The organism is Streptomyces sp. NPDC049597, assembly GCF_040675505.1.
GTDB lineage: Bacteria > Actinomycetota > Actinomycetes > Streptomycetales > Streptomycetaceae > Streptomyces.
In genome coordinates, this window is the sequence record NZ_JBFAOY010000050.1 from 24,023 (window position 1) to 36,853 (window position 12,831).

14 protein-coding genes and 5 pseudogenes are annotated in these 12,831 nt (G+C 68.3%); 12 read left to right on the top strand and 7 right to left on the bottom strand.

Annotated elements, in window-relative coordinates:
* Positions 1-164 precede the first annotated feature (164 nt).
* Both AB0K02_RS32065 and AB0K02_RS32070 read left to right on the top strand, forming a co-directional pair.
* The gene (locus AB0K02_RS32065; protein ID WP_365996125.1) at positions 165-659 is read left to right on the top strand and encodes an Lrp/AsnC family transcriptional regulator; all 495 of its coding nucleotides are present in this window, start codon (positions 165-167) and stop codon (positions 657-659) included.
* Between the two features lie 469 nt (positions 660-1,128).
* Positions 1,129-1,617, top strand: coding sequence for a DUF3291 domain-containing protein (locus AB0K02_RS32070; protein ID WP_365996126.1), 489 nt, complete (start codon positions 1,129-1,131; stop codon positions 1,615-1,617).
* Here AB0K02_RS32070 and AB0K02_RS32075 read toward each other — a convergent pair.
* Positions 1,612-2,571, bottom strand: a complete 960-nt coding sequence (locus AB0K02_RS32075) for a helix-turn-helix domain-containing protein (RefSeq protein ID WP_365996127.1) — start codon at positions 2,569-2,571, stop codon at positions 1,612-1,614. The genes AB0K02_RS32070 and AB0K02_RS32075 overlap by 6 nt on opposite strands.
* A 136-nt stretch (positions 2,572-2,707) precedes the next feature.
* Here AB0K02_RS32075 and AB0K02_RS32080 point away from each other — a divergent pair, with 136 nt between their 5' ends.
* The 4 genes and pseudogenes from AB0K02_RS32080 to AB0K02_RS32095 all read left to right on the top strand — a co-directional run.
* Positions 2,708-3,667, top strand: coding sequence for a proline dehydrogenase family protein (locus tag AB0K02_RS32080; protein ID WP_365996128.1), 960 nt, complete (start codon positions 2,708-2,710; stop codon positions 3,665-3,667).
* 291 nt (positions 3,668-3,958) lie between these two features.
* On the top strand, positions 3,959-4,630 hold the full coding sequence (locus tag AB0K02_RS32085) for an ATP-binding protein (RefSeq protein WP_365996129.1): 672 nt from the start codon (positions 3,959-3,961) through the stop codon (positions 4,628-4,630).
* A 212-nt stretch (positions 4,631-4,842) separates the two neighbouring features.
* Positions 4,843-5,331: a hypothetical protein gene (locus tag AB0K02_RS32090; protein ID WP_365996130.1), complete on the top strand. Its 489-nt coding sequence runs from the start codon at positions 4,843-4,845 to the stop codon at positions 5,329-5,331.
* A 23-nt stretch (positions 5,332-5,354) separates the two neighbouring features.
* Positions 5,355-5,507 (top strand): annotated as a pseudogene (locus AB0K02_RS32095) (IS110 family transposase); the annotation flags it as partial.
* 76 nt (positions 5,508-5,583) lie between these two features.
* Here the strand turns inward: AB0K02_RS32095 and AB0K02_RS32100 are convergent.
* The 3 genes and pseudogenes from AB0K02_RS32100 to AB0K02_RS32110 form a co-directional block, all read right to left on the bottom strand.
* Positions 5,584-6,309: a hypothetical protein gene (locus AB0K02_RS32100; protein ID WP_365996131.1), complete on the bottom strand. Its 726-nt coding sequence runs from the start codon at positions 6,307-6,309 to the stop codon at positions 5,584-5,586.
* A gap of 20 nt (positions 6,310-6,329) precedes the next feature.
* Positions 6,330-8,084, bottom strand: a complete 1,755-nt coding sequence (locus tag AB0K02_RS32105) for a serine/threonine-protein kinase (RefSeq protein ID WP_365996132.1) — start codon at positions 8,082-8,084, stop codon at positions 6,330-6,332.
* Between the two features lie 487 nt (positions 8,085-8,571).
* Positions 8,572-8,921 (bottom strand): annotated as a pseudogene (locus tag AB0K02_RS32110) (transposase); the annotation flags it as partial.
* A gap of 416 nt (positions 8,922-9,337) precedes the next feature.
* Here AB0K02_RS32110 and AB0K02_RS32115 point away from each other — a divergent pair.
* Positions 9,338-9,668, top strand: a pseudogene (locus AB0K02_RS32115) (Tn3 family transposase); the annotation flags it as partial.
* 94 nt (positions 9,669-9,762) lie between these two features.
* On the opposite strand, the gene AB0K02_RS32120 reads toward AB0K02_RS32115, so the two are convergent.
* On the bottom strand, positions 9,763-10,032 hold the full coding sequence (locus AB0K02_RS32120; RefSeq protein ID WP_365996137.1) for a hypothetical protein: 270 nt from the start codon (positions 10,030-10,032) through the stop codon (positions 9,763-9,765).
* 78 nt (positions 10,033-10,110) lie between these two features.
* On the bottom strand, positions 10,111-10,701 hold the full coding sequence (locus AB0K02_RS32125; protein WP_365996133.1) for a flavodoxin family protein: 591 nt from the start codon (positions 10,699-10,701) through the stop codon (positions 10,111-10,113).
* Between the two features lie 107 nt (positions 10,702-10,808).
* Here AB0K02_RS32125 and AB0K02_RS32130 point away from each other — a divergent pair, with 107 nt between their 5' ends.
* The 3 genes from AB0K02_RS32130 to AB0K02_RS32140 all read left to right on the top strand — a co-directional run bounded on the left by AB0K02_RS32130 (position 10,809) and on the right by AB0K02_RS32140 (position 12,027).
* Positions 10,809-11,243 carry a helix-turn-helix domain-containing protein gene (locus AB0K02_RS32130; RefSeq protein WP_365996134.1) on the top strand — a complete coding sequence of 145 codons (435 nt, stop codon included), beginning with the start codon at positions 10,809-10,811 and terminating at the stop codon, positions 11,241-11,243.
* Between the two features lie 86 nt (positions 11,244-11,329).
* Positions 11,330-11,737, top strand: coding sequence for a transposase (locus AB0K02_RS32135; protein ID WP_365996135.1), 408 nt, complete (start codon positions 11,330-11,332; stop codon positions 11,735-11,737).
* A complete protein-coding gene (locus tag AB0K02_RS32140; protein ID WP_365996139.1) occupies positions 11,734-12,027 on the top strand; it encodes a hypothetical protein in 294 nt (97 codons plus the stop codon). Before AB0K02_RS32135 ends, AB0K02_RS32140 begins: the two co-directional genes overlap by 4 nt.
* A gap of 40 nt (positions 12,028-12,067) precedes the next feature.
* On the opposite strand, the pseudogene AB0K02_RS32145 reads toward AB0K02_RS32140, so the two are convergent.
* A pseudogene (locus AB0K02_RS32145) lies at positions 12,068-12,514 on the bottom strand (transposase family protein); the annotation flags it as partial.
* Here AB0K02_RS32145 and AB0K02_RS32150 point away from each other — a divergent pair.
* Both AB0K02_RS32150 and AB0K02_RS32155 read left to right on the top strand, forming a co-directional pair.
* Positions 12,437-12,634 (top strand): hypothetical protein, encoded by a 198-nt coding sequence (locus tag AB0K02_RS32150; RefSeq protein WP_365996141.1) that lies wholly within the window; start codon positions 12,437-12,439, stop codon positions 12,632-12,634. The pseudogene AB0K02_RS32145 and the gene AB0K02_RS32150 overlap by 78 nt on opposite strands.
* Positions 12,635-12,730: 96 nt before the next feature.
* Positions 12,731-12,831, top strand: a pseudogene (locus AB0K02_RS32155) (protoheme IX farnesyltransferase); the annotation flags it as partial.

Genomic DNA, 12,831 nt, shown 5'->3' on the forward strand with positions numbered 1-12,831 from the left:
GCATCCAGGGGGGGAGGGAAGTGGTATGGAGACGGCATCCGGCCTGTCGGCCGGAGCGCGTGACCATGATGCGCCGCCGAGTGCGGCACGCGATGGCGTGATCGGCGCCCGCAACGCTACTTGGCAGAGGATTGTGTGGCGGATCAGCCGTTACGCTGCCTTTCATGCCACGTCCTCTGTATGACCGCATCGACCGGGCGATCCTGGACCACCTCCAGCGCCACGGCCGGACCCCGAACGTCGACCTCGCCGAGGCGGTACGGCTGTCGCCCACGTCCTGTCTGCGGCGTACCAAGGCACTGGAAGAGGACGGCGTCCTCGCCGGCTACCGCGCCGATCTGGACCGCGAGCGCCTCGGGCTCGGGCTGACGGTGTTCTTGTCCCTCAAGGTCGAGCACTCCCGCACCACCTCGCAGGTGGTCGAGGCGGCACTGAAGACGATCCCGCACGTGGTTGCCTGCCACGTGGTCTCCGGCGACGCCGACTTCTTCGTCGAGCTGGCCGTGCCCGACCTGCGGACCCTCGAGCGGGTGCTCACCGACGACATCCTCGCCATTGAGCCGGTCCTCGACGTCCGCAGCACGTTCTGCATCCGCACAGTCGTCGACCGTGGCCCGCTGCCGCTGGACGCCTGGGCCTCCCCCGCCGCACGCCCCTGACCTGCCCGGATCATCCCACCCGGCCCGGCCGCCCGCAGTCGGTTCAGGCAGCCTGGCAGCAGCCAGCGGCGGCCGGGGCCTGCTCCCGCAGCGGGACGAAGTCGACCTTGCCGTCCACCCGGCCGGGACCCGCATCATCGTGCGACGCGAACGACCGAGCCGGGTGCCCAGTTGTCCCTGTTCGACCAGGACGATGAAGCTGTCCAGCACCATCAAATGCAATCGTCAGCGTGAACGTCGACAGGCCCTCGGGGGCCTCACGCCGCTGGTCGGCGGTCCGGTCCGTGCGTGCGGTGATGAGCCGACGTTCCGCGACAATCGGCGGTGTGGGCGCGGGGCCTGGGTGGGTTGTCTGTTGGTCGTGGTGTGGCGGGATTTTCTGTGCGGTTGTCGTTTGTGCTCCTTGGGCGGGCTCGGTGGTCTTGGCAGGCTCTTGGTGCTCATACCACCTACCAAGCGGGGTGCCCCTGTGACTGCATATGTTCTTGCCCAGGTGAACGTTTCTCGTCTGAAATACCCATTGACTTCTGTTCAGTTGAGGCCGTTCGTGGACGCTGAAGACTCTGTCTACGCCGACGCCGAGGAGGCCGAGGGATTCGTGTGGCGGCATACGAACAGCGATGGGGAGGACCGATCGGGTCTGCGTGTCTTCAGTGATGAGCGTCTGGTGGTGAATCTGTCGGTGTGGCGGGATCTTCAGGTGCTGAGGGCGTTCATGTATCGGGGGCTGCATCGTGACGTGATGGCGCGCCGCTATGAGTTCTTCGAGCAGGTGAATGAGGCGATGTCGGCGATGTGGTGGATCCCGGCTGGTCACGGTCCCAGCTTGAAGGAAGCGGAGCAGCGTCTTGTCCATCTGCGTGAGCACGGGCCGACGCCATACGCCTTCACGTTCCGCATGACGTTCCCGGCGGGCACGGCCCAAGCCGGGACCGGCTCTGCCGAAGCAGTGTCATGACTCCTGGTGTGGGGGGCGGAAAGTGCGTCGGTAGCTCTGGGGTGTGACTCCCAGGCGTCGGGCGAAGTGGTGGCGCAGATTGTCGACGGTGCCGAAGCCCGCCCGTCGGGCGATGGCGGTGATGGGGGCGTCGGTGGTTTCCAGGTGATGCTGGGCGAGTAGGACGCGCTGTGTGGTGAGCCATTGCGCCGGGGTGGTTCCGGTTTCCTGCTGGAAGTGGCGGGCGAAGGTGCGTGGGGAGAGGTGGGCGTGGCGGGCCATGTCTTCGACGGTCAGGTTCTGGTCGAGGTGGGCTTCGATCCAGTCCAGGAGGGGGGTGAGGGAGCCGGTTCCTTCTCTGGGATGGGGGCGTTCGCGGTACTGGCGCTGGCCGCCTTCCCGGTGCGGAGGGGCGACCATGCGGCGCGCGATGGCGTTGGCGACGGTGCTGCCGTGTTCCTTGCGGACCAGGTGGAGGCAGGTGTCGACGCCCGCGGCGGTCCCGGCACCGGTGATGACCGGATCCTCGTCGACGTAGAGCACGTCCGACTCGACCAGGGCCCTCGGGTGGCGGCGGGCGAGTTCCTCGGTGTAGCGCCAGTGGGTGGTGCAGCGCCGCCCGTCCAGCAGGCTCGCCTGCCCCAGGAGGAAGGCGCCGGTGCAGATGCTCAGGACACGCGCGCCGCGCTCGACGGCAGCACACAGCCCATCGATCAAGCCGTCCGGCTGCCGCACCCCTATGTCAAAGGCCGGGACGCAGATGAGATCCGCGCAGGAAAGCCGCTCCGGGCCGTGAGGGGCGTGCACGTCAAAGCCGTGCCGTGTGGGCACGCTGCCGCCCTTGGCGGAGACGAGGGCGAAGTCGTAGACGGGCAGCGCCTCGTCGCTGCGGTCGATACCGAAGACCTCGCAGAACACGCCCAGCTCGAAGGCATGGCTACCTTCGAGAGCCAGGACGGCCACATTGCGCAGCATCAGAGCCGGCCTCCTTTCGCACTCGACGCGATGGCAGGAATTCCAGCCTACCTGTCATCTCCGCCACTCCCGTCCGACGCCTTGCCCTGGAAGGCTCGAACCGTTCCGCGCACGACACCGACAGCTAGGACACCCGATGACCACGAACCTTCCCGCCACCGGCACCGCCGCACTTTCGTCGCAGGCCGGACAGGTCTTGCGTACCCTCGCGCTCGATGAGGACCTGAAGTGGCGCGTCCCGCAAGACCCGGTCCTGGGTCCCCTGGCCCACAAGGTCGCCCGGCGGTTCGTGGCCGGCGAAAGCCTGACCGATGCGCTGTCCCGCGCGAAGCGCATCCTTGCCGACGGCCACCGCGTGAGCGTTGAGTACCTGGGGGAAAGCTGCCGCGACCCGCGGCGGGCCGCGGCGGAGACCAACGTCTTTCTCGACGCCGCCCGACTGCTGCCGCCCGGCTGCTCGATTTCTCTCGACCTGTCCCACGTCGGCCTCGCCGTCGACGCAGACATCGCCCTGGCCAACGCCTCCCGCATCGCGCAGGTCACAGCGGAGACCGGTCTAGAGATGATCATCTCGGCCGAGGGCTCCGACCGCACCGACGCCGTGCTGGCCCTGCACCGTACCCTGTGCGAACGGTTCGACCACGTCGGCATCACCGTCCAGGCGCGACTTCACCGCACCGCCGATGACTTGCGCAAACTCCTCGCTCTCCCCGGCCGCATCCGCCTGGTCAAAGGCGCCTTCCTCGAACCCGAAACCATCGCCCTCCCTCGCGAAGGGTCCGCCGTGACCACTGCCTACCTCACCTACGCGGAACAGCTGGCCGCCTCGGGGCACCTGTGCTCCTTCGCCACTCACGACTGGGACCTGATCCACCGCATTGACCGCCACCTCGGCGGCAAGGGTTACGAAACCGCTCCTTGGGAATTCGAAACACTTCTCGGCCTTGGCCCCGACCGGCTCGACGCCATGGCCATGCAAGGCCATCCCACCCGCGAGTACGTCGTCTTCGGCACCGAATGGTGGCTCTACGTCTGCAACAGGCTCGCCGAGGATCCCCAGCGCCTTCTCCAGGCCCTCATCGACGCCGCTTCCTGACTACGACCCCAACCGTGTGAGCGCCATGTCCTCCGCCCGCAGCCCGACCCCAACTACATCCGGGAGAGGACCCCGGAGGTCCGGCCCTCGCAGCGACGGCAAGGCCCGGGAGCACTCCGTCGCCGAGGCCGCGGTCGGCGCCACCGCAACCAAATCCGGCGGCGGCTGCCCCAGCGTCGGCCTGGTGATGGCGCATCGACGCCACAAGGGCGAGGAACTGCCCGATCGGAAAGCACGCCGGCGAGACAGCAAACCAATATTCGCCCGAGGCGACGACGTCAGGAGCCTGCCATGGACGTGCAGCACATGCTACTGAGGTGGCCGCTGGTAGGCAGGGAAAATGAGCTGGAGAAATTCACGGCGGTCTGGGCGAAACGGCGCTGCCAGGGGCTGGTGATCTCCGGGCCGGCCGGTGTGGGCAAGTCCCGGCTGGCCGAGGAGTACCTGGCCCGGGCGGTCAAGGCTGGTTTCGAGTGTGGGCGGGCCACGGCGTCCGCAGTAGCCGCCACAGTGCCGCTGGGGGCGATCGCGCACCTCATCCCGGCCGGTGTGGATCTTTCCGATCCCGCCAGGGGTTTCGCCGAGGTGGCTCGCGCGCTGGCCGGGCCGTCGCGGGCTCGCCGGTGGGCGGTTCTCGTGGATGACTTGCATCTCTTGGACGCCGCCTCGGCGGTGCTGCTGCGGCAGTTGCTGGACGTGGGCGTGGTGAAGCTGATCAGCACGGCGCGCACCGGGGGACCAGTCAGCGAGGCCGTCGAGACACTGTGTCACGGGCACGCGGTGCACCGGATCGACCTTTCGCCTCTCGGCCCAAAGCAGCTGGAGGCGGTGATGCGGGCCGCTCTTGGGGGGGGTGGTGGGGCGGCGCACCCTCCACGAGCTGCAGACTGCATCCGGCGGCATCGTGCTGTACCTGGGGGAGTTGGTGCTGGGCGCCCTGGCCGCGGGGACGCTGGTCAGTGATGGGGAGATCTGGGAACTGCGCAAGGGATGGCTGGTCAGGACGCCTCGGCTGGCCACACTGATCGGGGCCCGGTTGGCCGCGGCGGACATTCGAGCCCGTCAGGTACTGGACCTGCTGGCGCTGTGCGAGCCCGTGTCGCTGATCGACGCCCAGCGGCTCGCCTCGGCGGACGTCCTGGCCGGCCTTGAAGAAACGGGGACTGGTCCGGGTCATGGCCGACCGGCGCCGCACCACCGTGCAACTCGCGCACCCCCTGTACGGGGAGGCGCTGCGGGCAGACATCCCGACCGTTCGCCGCCGCGACCTGTTGCTGCAGCAGGTCGAGCAGTTCCAGTCCCATGGCGGCAGGCGACGGGACGACGCGCTGCATATCGCCACCTGGCAACTGGCCGCCACCGGCACCGCCGACCCGGACATGCTGGTACAGGCTGCCACCCTGGCGCGCTACGCCCGCGACTACCCGCACGTTGTCACACTGCTGCAGGCGCTGTCGGACGACCATCACACCACCGAGAGCCGTGTCTTGCTCGGGAAGTCCCATTTTGAGCTGGGGGACTTCGCCGAAGCGGAGGACGCCTTCGCTCAAGCCGAGGCTCTCGCGGCAGACGAGGGCCAACGCCTGGCAGTAGTGATGGAGCGGACCCAGAGCTTGTTCTGGTCAGCGGCTCGCACCAGAGAGGTTTCTACACGTCCGCACTGATCAGCATCCGTTGCTGCGACGAGTCTCGCCGCTTCTACGACCGTACGCGCGCCGAAGGCAAACGACACAGTCAGGCCGTCATGGCCCTCGCACGCCCACGAGTCAATGCCCTTTGGGCACTTCTGCGTGACGGACGGTGCTACGACCCCATACCGCCCGTCACACAGGCCACTTGATATCCCGATTAGGAATCGGAGATCTGCCGGACCGGCCGTACCAGCGGGACGACTTCCGGCCCCGCGGCACGCGGCTTCAGCGACAGCGGTAGGTGAAGGCAGCCGAGGCCGTGTGCGGCGTCGGGGAGAGGATGTCGACGACGGCGCTGGCCCGCTGCGTCCCCCGGCCGTTGAAGGTCCAGCGCAGGACGAGCCGCGCCTCCTTCTGGTGGGCCGAGACGGACTGGGTCAGTTCCCCGGAGACGGTGCCGTCGCTGCGGAGCCAGCGGTAGCGGATCATGCCGGGGGCGCCGTTGGTCCTCGCTTTGGCGACCACCTCGGCGGTGCCGTTGCAGCCCACCTCGGCTGGCTCGGCGCGTACGGTGACCTCGGTGACCTTGGTGGCAGCCCGCTCCGGTGGAACCCGCAGCGAGAGCAGGACCGCGCACACGGCGGCGGCGAGCAGGACCGGCAGCAGCCGCTTCCGTATCCGCGCCCGCCTTCGGCGCCGACGTGGCGGGATGGCCGGCGGGCCACCCCGCCACACGGTGGTGACGACGGTTCCGCTGGCCTGCTCCTCGTCGGTCAGTCGCACCGTCGGCGCCTGCTCGCGAGCCCCGGGAGGGCTCAAGGGGTACAGCCCCGTCTTCCACAACGTCGGGGCTGTGGGAAGGACGTCGCTCCGGGAGGCGGAGGAGTCGCCAGAGCTGACACTCCAGCCCGTCGTCAGGTACTCGGGGTCGTCTTCGGCCTGGCCGTGGGTCGCGGGCGGCCGCCCCAGCCGGGCGAGACGCTGTGTCAGCCAGTCGTGGGAATCCGGCATGGTAGCTCCAGACACAGCGCTCAGCCCAGTTCGGGGAATTCGATGGTGCATGCCAGGGCGCCCGTGTCCCGGTACCGCTCACCCGACTCGGCTCTCGGCGTCGTGGATATCCGCAGGCCCCAGTACCGCGGGCATCTGTCACTGCGGAAGGTGTGCGTGTAGCGGAGGTCGTATGAGGTGCGTCCCTTGAGCACATAGGTCTCCGTGCTGCCGTCCTGCTCTCCCGGAGTGCCGCTTTCATCACTGTTGTACCAGGTAAGGGTGATGGTGACCGGTTCGGGACCGGTCGTGGTGACCGCAACCCCGGCATCGGCTGCCCGCCCCGACGACGACGCGCCGAACCGGGTGATCTCCGCACCGCTGACGGCCACGGAGTCCGCCGCAGGCGACTGCGGCCCACCACCGGTGGGGGTGGGCGCTACCTGCTCTCCCGGACCGACGGGATCCGGGGAGGACGCTCCGGATTTCCCAGGCTCGGCCGCACCACCTGCGGTGCCTCCTCCGGTGGGTGTCGCATCGGCTCCGCCCGAGGGCGAGGCGGGTGAAGTGGAGACGGAAGGGGACACCGAGGAGGAGGCGGACGCCGAAACCTCCGACGGCCCTCGGGCGAGCGTTGAAGTACTCTCGCCGGGCACCAGCCGGGTCGTGGAGCGGGGTGACGACGAGGACGCCTCATGCGAGGAGGGACCCCCGCTCACCGCGACGGCGGCCAGCACGGCCACACCCGTCAGCAAGCCGACGCCGACGAGTGCAGGGACGCGCAGGCGACGTCCCGCGGACCGGTCAGCAGGCACGGCGCCGCCCCTGGACGGAAGCCGGCCGGGCCGCCGTACGCCCAGGGTGCCATCCGGTCCGTCAAGGTCGGTGGTGGCGAGTGACGTCGTCGCTTCCTCGCCCCCACCGTCGAAAGGCTCCGCCAAGCCCACCGTCAGTCCCGCAACGCGGAGCGCCAGTTCGTGGAGCCCTCGCTCCTCCCAGTCGTCCCCATAGCCTGCGAGGGCCACCGCCTCCAGTTCAGCGAGGAAGTCGGCCGCCGAGGCCGGCCGGTCCAGTGGGCGCTTGGCCATACCGCGCTCAATCAGAGGCCGAACCGGCTCCGGCACGGACCGGACGGGTACCTTCGCCGACAGGTGCTGCATGGCTATCTCCACCAGGTGCTCGCCGTGGAACGGCCGCTCCCCGGTCAGGCACTCGAAGAACGTGGCGGTGGCGGCATACACGTCCGTAGCCGGGGAGGCTGCCTCTCCCTGCCACTGCTCAGGTGCCATGTACATGGGGGTTCCTGCCCCGCTGGGGGTGCTCCCGTCGCGGGCCGCGATCCCGAAGTCAACGAGCTTTGAGACGCCTTCGCGCGTGACCAGTACATTCTCCGGCTTGTAGTCGCGGTGCACGATGCCGGCCCCGTGTGTGGCAGAGAGGCCGAGCAGAGAGCCCTTGAGCACCATCAGAGCTGCCTCCGGGGTGGTGGCTCCCTCCTGCCGGAGCAGCGTCCTCAGGGAGGGGCCGTCGATCAGTTCCATCACAAGCGCGGCGCCCTCCTCGCTCTCCACATACCGATGCAAGCGGGCCACATGCGGAGAGCTCAGGTCCCTCAGAAGCCCTGCCTCGGTGCGGAACGCCTGGAGAAAGCGGGAGTCCCCTGCCAACCGGGCATCGAGGTACTTGATGGCCACCGGGTCACCCGTGGACTGCTCGACGGCCAGCACTACACGTCCGCTGCTGCCGGCCCCCAGTTCCCGAGTCTCCACGAACCCGGGGATCGACCAATTCTTCACGTGATCCTTCTGCCTTTCCTCTGTCAACCCGTGCCGGGCGGTGACGCTCCCTCCCTGACGCTCCGCCGCAGCGGCGAGGCAGGGAACAGGCAGCGGGGGCCAGCTTGACCGTCCAGGAGCCGGTGCGCATGAGTGATCGCTACTCACCTCCGCCGCACCGGCTGGGTGGGGACACCGGCCGTGGGGAACGGGTACAGCAATCACCGCGAGAATGATCTCGGGCCGCCCAGCCCGTCGAGTGCCCCGTGGGATACAGCGGAAGATCCTCGACCGTCGAGGACGCGCTCACCGTCCGCCTGTGCCGGCCGAATTCGGCCGATGGCGCAGCGGGCGCTCTATACCCGGCACGGCTTGGTGGAGATCCCCGCGTACAACGACTGCCCGTTTTCCGATGTGTGGTTCGAAAAGTGGCTGACGCGCACCGTCAGCGCGGGGCGGTAATGGCAGCCCACGATGGGGGTCGGTCGGCACCTCAGAGAGCCGGCTGCTGGACGAGCTTTTCGTAATCCCTCGCGTGCCGGCGGGCGTGCATCATCCAGGCGAGGGTGTGTTCGACGACCCAACGGCGGGGCAGGACAACGAAGCCAGAGGTGTCCTTGGGAAGACCGACTGTCTTGATCGTCAGGTTGAGGTGACGTTTTGCCCGGGTCAGGAGCTTGCCCGCGCAAGCCGAGTCGGCCCGGACAATCGTGATCTCGGGGTGCATCAGGCGGAGGCGGAACAGGACTTCCTTCGCCGCGGCACTGTCGTGCAGGTCGACAGGGTGACCATCACCAGCAAGCGGCAGGCCGCGGGTGTCGACCACAGATGCCGCTTGCGGCCTTGTCTGGAGCCCGCCGATATCGCAGGTTCTGATCTGGTGTGTTGTGTGGTGGACGGTGTCCTCGACGGTCTCGCCAGCAGGGTCCGATGACCGCCGAATTCTTTCTCTGCGTGTCGCCGCGGCGGCCCGATAGGTCGGGCGTGCGTCGTTCCCCGAGCGCGGGAGGGCGAGGGCCTCGCGCAACCCCCGGTTTTCGACTCGAGTTGTCGGTTGCGCTCGGTGGCAGCCTCCAAGCGCCGTAGAGGGAGGCGTCAAAGGCTCGTTGCCGATCGGGAACCGGCCGGGCTGCGGGGATCGACCGGCGGCGGGCGCGACATCGCTCGATCTCGGCTCTCAGGTCCGGCTGGTTGTGGAGCCAGGACCCGGAGACGCCCGCTTCGCGAGCAACGGTCTCGAAGGTGATCGCGGCGCCGGTGGCATCCATCCGCCCAGGCAGATCAAAGTGCGGGCCAACCTCCAGGAACGCCGCCACACACTCGCCCGGAAGATCTTCCACGGCCGGGCCGGGCAGCTCTACCAGAACTATCAGGACGGCATGAAGGATTGGATCGGCGCCCTCCGCCTCGTCCTCAACGCCCTCGTGCTGTTCAACACCCGCTGCATGGACGCCGCCGTCACCCAGCTCCGTACGGACGGGTTCGACGTGCGCGACGATGACGTGGCCCGCCTCTCGCTTCGTCCGCCACCACATCAACATGCTCGGCCACTACTCTTTCCAGCTCCCCGACCTGCCCGGAGGTGTGCGATCACTGCGGGACAAGGCGTGTCGGACAGTGCGCCCACGCCACCAGTTGCCGCAGAGCCTCTTCGACCTGCCGGTGGGTGCAGTGCGAGCTCACCGTCGCCGACTTGGGCTCAGGGTGAAGGTGACGACTGTCGATCCGGGCGGGTGCTGTCAGAAGAAGCCAACTGCTGTTCGTCGAACTCGGCTTGTTCTGCGGTGCCCATCGTTCGCCAGTACTTGAGATTGAACGCCGTGCCGTCGACAACCGATGCCAGCGCTGCACGGTGCTCCCTGCTGCCGGCATAGACCCCTGGATCACGACGACGCCGACCAACGGCCCAGGCGATCAGAAAACCTGCTTGGGCCAGCAGGAGCGCAGCGCCAAGGTAAATCAAAGTCAACCAGGGGCGCCGATACTCCAAGCGTAAGGGCCCGTCACTCGCTGACAGGCCCTTACGCTCTGTGCGGCCGTGTGCGGCTCAGGCGGCGACGGCCGCCCGGCCTGCGATGAACGTACGAGCGGTCTCCGCCACCCGGCCGCCGAGGTGCTGTGCGGTCGCGATGTCGGCCTTGTGCACGCCCTCCGGACCCTCGTCGGAGTTCGTCTGGGCAGCAGCGCCGAAGAAGAAGCCGAGGCGATTGAGGTCGTCCTCGGAGCCCGCCGTGGAGTTCCATCCGGGCTTCAACCCGAGGTTCACCCAGTGCATGCCGTGCTGGGCGGCAAGCGTCGCGAAGTACTGCAGAGTGTGCAGCTTGTCGCCGCTCTTTGAGCCGGAGTTGGAGAAGCCGGCCGCCAGCTTGTCCTTCCAGGCGTCGGTGAACCAGCGCTTGGAGGAATCCTCGGCGAACTTGTGGAACGCGCCCGAGGCGGTCCCCATGTAGGTGGGTGACCCGAAGACGATGGCGTCGGAGCCGTCGAGCAGCTCCCACTGGGCCTCGTCGATCTCGTCGACCTTGATCAGGTGGACGGTGGCACCGGCGGCAGCCGCTCCGTCGCGGACGGCCTCGGCGATGACGGCGGTGTGGCCGTAGCCGGAGTGGTAGGCGATCGAGACAACAGGGGTGGTCACGGTAGGGACTCCTGAATCGGTGTGCTCATCGTTGGGCCCCCAGAGAAGCACTAACTGTTATGAAGCGCAACCCATTGGTTAGCGATGGGAGCGAGTATGGTGGCTGCATGGAGACCAGCGAGACCAGCACCTCGCAAGAGAGCAGTGGAGCCTGTCCGAACGGTGGCCTCGCCTTTGACGTGTTTTCCCGCAACTGCCCGTCGCGCGGCACACTGGAGCACGTCACCGGACGTTGGGGCAGCCTCACGATCGGAGCCCTGCATGACACCACGTTCCGCTTCAACGAGCTCCGCCGACGGGTCGACGGCGTGAGCGAGAAGATGCTGTCCCAGACCCTGCGCTCCCTGGAGCGCGACGGTCTCGTCCAACGGGAGGCGCAGCCGACGAACCCGCCGCGGGTTGACTACGAGCTCACGCCACTGGGGCACGAGGTCGCCGAGCGGCTTCTGGGCCTCATCCACTTCCTGGAGGGCCGGATGCCCGAGGTTCTGGCGGCGCGGGAGCGTTACGACGAGATGCGCGAGGGTCTTGGCAGCCGCTGACAGCGGGGCAGTAGCTGGAACGATTCGTCCAGGCGCGTCGGCGTATCGGGTGCCGCAGCTGGGGTGCATCTGCGGGCCCTGCTCGCATGGAGGATGCACCGACGGTCAAACCAACCGCCCTGATCATCGATGACACGGGCTTCTCAAGGACGGCGACGCGTGAGCCTGTGTGTCACGGCAGTACCCGGAACGGTCGGCAAGGTGACCAACTGCCAGGCGGGCGTGTCGTTGCACTGGCTCGGGGCTCCGCCTCGTCGGCGATCGACCGGCGTTTGTTTCTCCCCGGGAGATGGGATCCCACCTCGCCGCAGGCCGATCCCGCAAGGTGGCCCGCCGCGAGCAGTGCGGCATCCCGCCTGACGTGGGCCATGCCGAGAAGTGGCAGCGCAGGTCCTGCGCCAGCTCGCGCTCGACGAGGAGCTGAAGTGGAGCACGCGAGCCGGGCTTCGTCGGAAATGGCCGTGAACCACCTGGCCGTCACAGCTTGGGGGTGACCGTCAACGCGGCGAATCCCGGCAGTGTCAAAACCGCGTTCGGACGCAACGTCGGCGGCGTCTTCAAGGTGGTCGGGATGGTGAGGAAGGCGTTCATGGCCAGCCCGGAGAAAGGCGCACGTACCAGCATTCGACTGGCCAGCGATCCCGCATTGGACGACGCGACCGGCGGCTACTACAGCGCCGCGGAGTTGGACGCGTCCTCAGATGCCTCCCGCGACCCCGCCTTCGGTGCACAGGTCTACGCCCGCACCGCCGCCATCCTCGCGCAGAGATCCGCCACGACTTGAGCCGTGCGCGCTCGACCGGCGCCCGCGACGCCGCGGACAGCGCTCGGTCGACCGTTTGCTGGGTTGGCGTGAGGTCACGACCCGGCGGGCGTCTGAGGGGCGTCGTCACCCACGGGCCGGCTCCCATGTAGGCGCGGCCGGCGAGGACGGGACGCCTTGGCGTTCGCAGGTCTGGATGATCCGGTGAGTGCGGGCGCCGGTCAGGTCGTGCGCGGCCGGGCAGTGCGAGTGAGATCCACAGCAGCCGGCCCTCCGGATCGGTCACCACCTGCATGTTCACGCCATATCGGCGGTGCTTGGCCGAGTAGTCGGCCCGGCCGTCGCCCAGGCGGTCGCAATCCGCGAGAGTTCCGTCGAGCAGGACCCAGTCGGGATCGGTCTCGCGCAGCACCGTGAGCAGGCTCGGTGCATGGTCAGCAAGCAGGGTGATCACCCAGGTGACGCACGCGTGAACGGTGCCCACCGACATACCGGAGCCGACGGCCATCCGGCCGAGCGTGTCGTGCTTACGCAGGCATGTCAGGCCGACCGGCACACGCTGGTGCGGCGGAAGCTCGCATCGTCGCTCACCCTCACGGGTGACGATGAGTTCTCCGAGGCGGCGTAGGTGGGGGTGCTCGGGGCCGCCGCGGGTGAAGCGCCACAGCACCTGCTCGGCCTCCGCCGTGCCGAGCCGCAGCGCGGTGGCGTACTTGACCATCTGGTCGTACTGCTGCTGACCCCGCTCGGCTACACCGGCTGGTTCTACACCGCCGTGGCGCTGGCGACCGGCGGCTGGTGGCTGTGGGAGGCCCACGCCCTGCA

Bases quoted from the DNA above. Each gene is read 5' to 3' on its own strand.
- AB0K02_RS32090 (WP_365996130.1), top strand. From the start codon at position 4,843: ATGGCCGACCGGCGCCGCACCACCGTGCAACTCGCGCACCCCCTGTAC.
- AB0K02_RS32065 (WP_365996125.1), top strand. From the start codon at position 165: ATGCCACGTCCTCTGTATGACCGCATCGACCGGGCGATCCTGGACCAC.
- AB0K02_RS32075 (WP_365996127.1), bottom strand. From the start codon at position 2,571: ATGCTGCGCAATGTGGCCGTCCTGGCTCTCGAAGGTAGCCATGCCTTC.
- AB0K02_RS32080 (WP_365996128.1), top strand. From the start codon at position 2,708: ATGACCACGAACCTTCCCGCCACCGGCACCGCCGCACTTTCGTCGCAG.
- AB0K02_RS32130 (WP_365996134.1), top strand. From the start codon at position 10,809: ATGGAGACCAGCGAGACCAGCACCTCGCAAGAGAGCAGTGGAGCCTGT.
- AB0K02_RS32085 (WP_365996129.1), top strand. From the start codon at position 3,959: ATGGACGTGCAGCACATGCTACTGAGGTGGCCGCTGGTAGGCAGGGAA.
- AB0K02_RS32135 (WP_365996135.1), top strand. From the start codon at position 11,330: ATGGAGGATGCACCGACGGTCAAACCAACCGCCCTGATCATCGATGAC.
- AB0K02_RS32100 (WP_365996131.1), bottom strand. From the start codon at position 6,309: ATGCCGGATTCCCACGACTGGCTGACACAGCGTCTCGCCCGGCTGGGG.
- AB0K02_RS32150 (WP_365996141.1), top strand. From the start codon at position 12,437: ATGGTCAGCAAGCAGGGTGATCACCCAGGTGACGCACGCGTGAACGGT.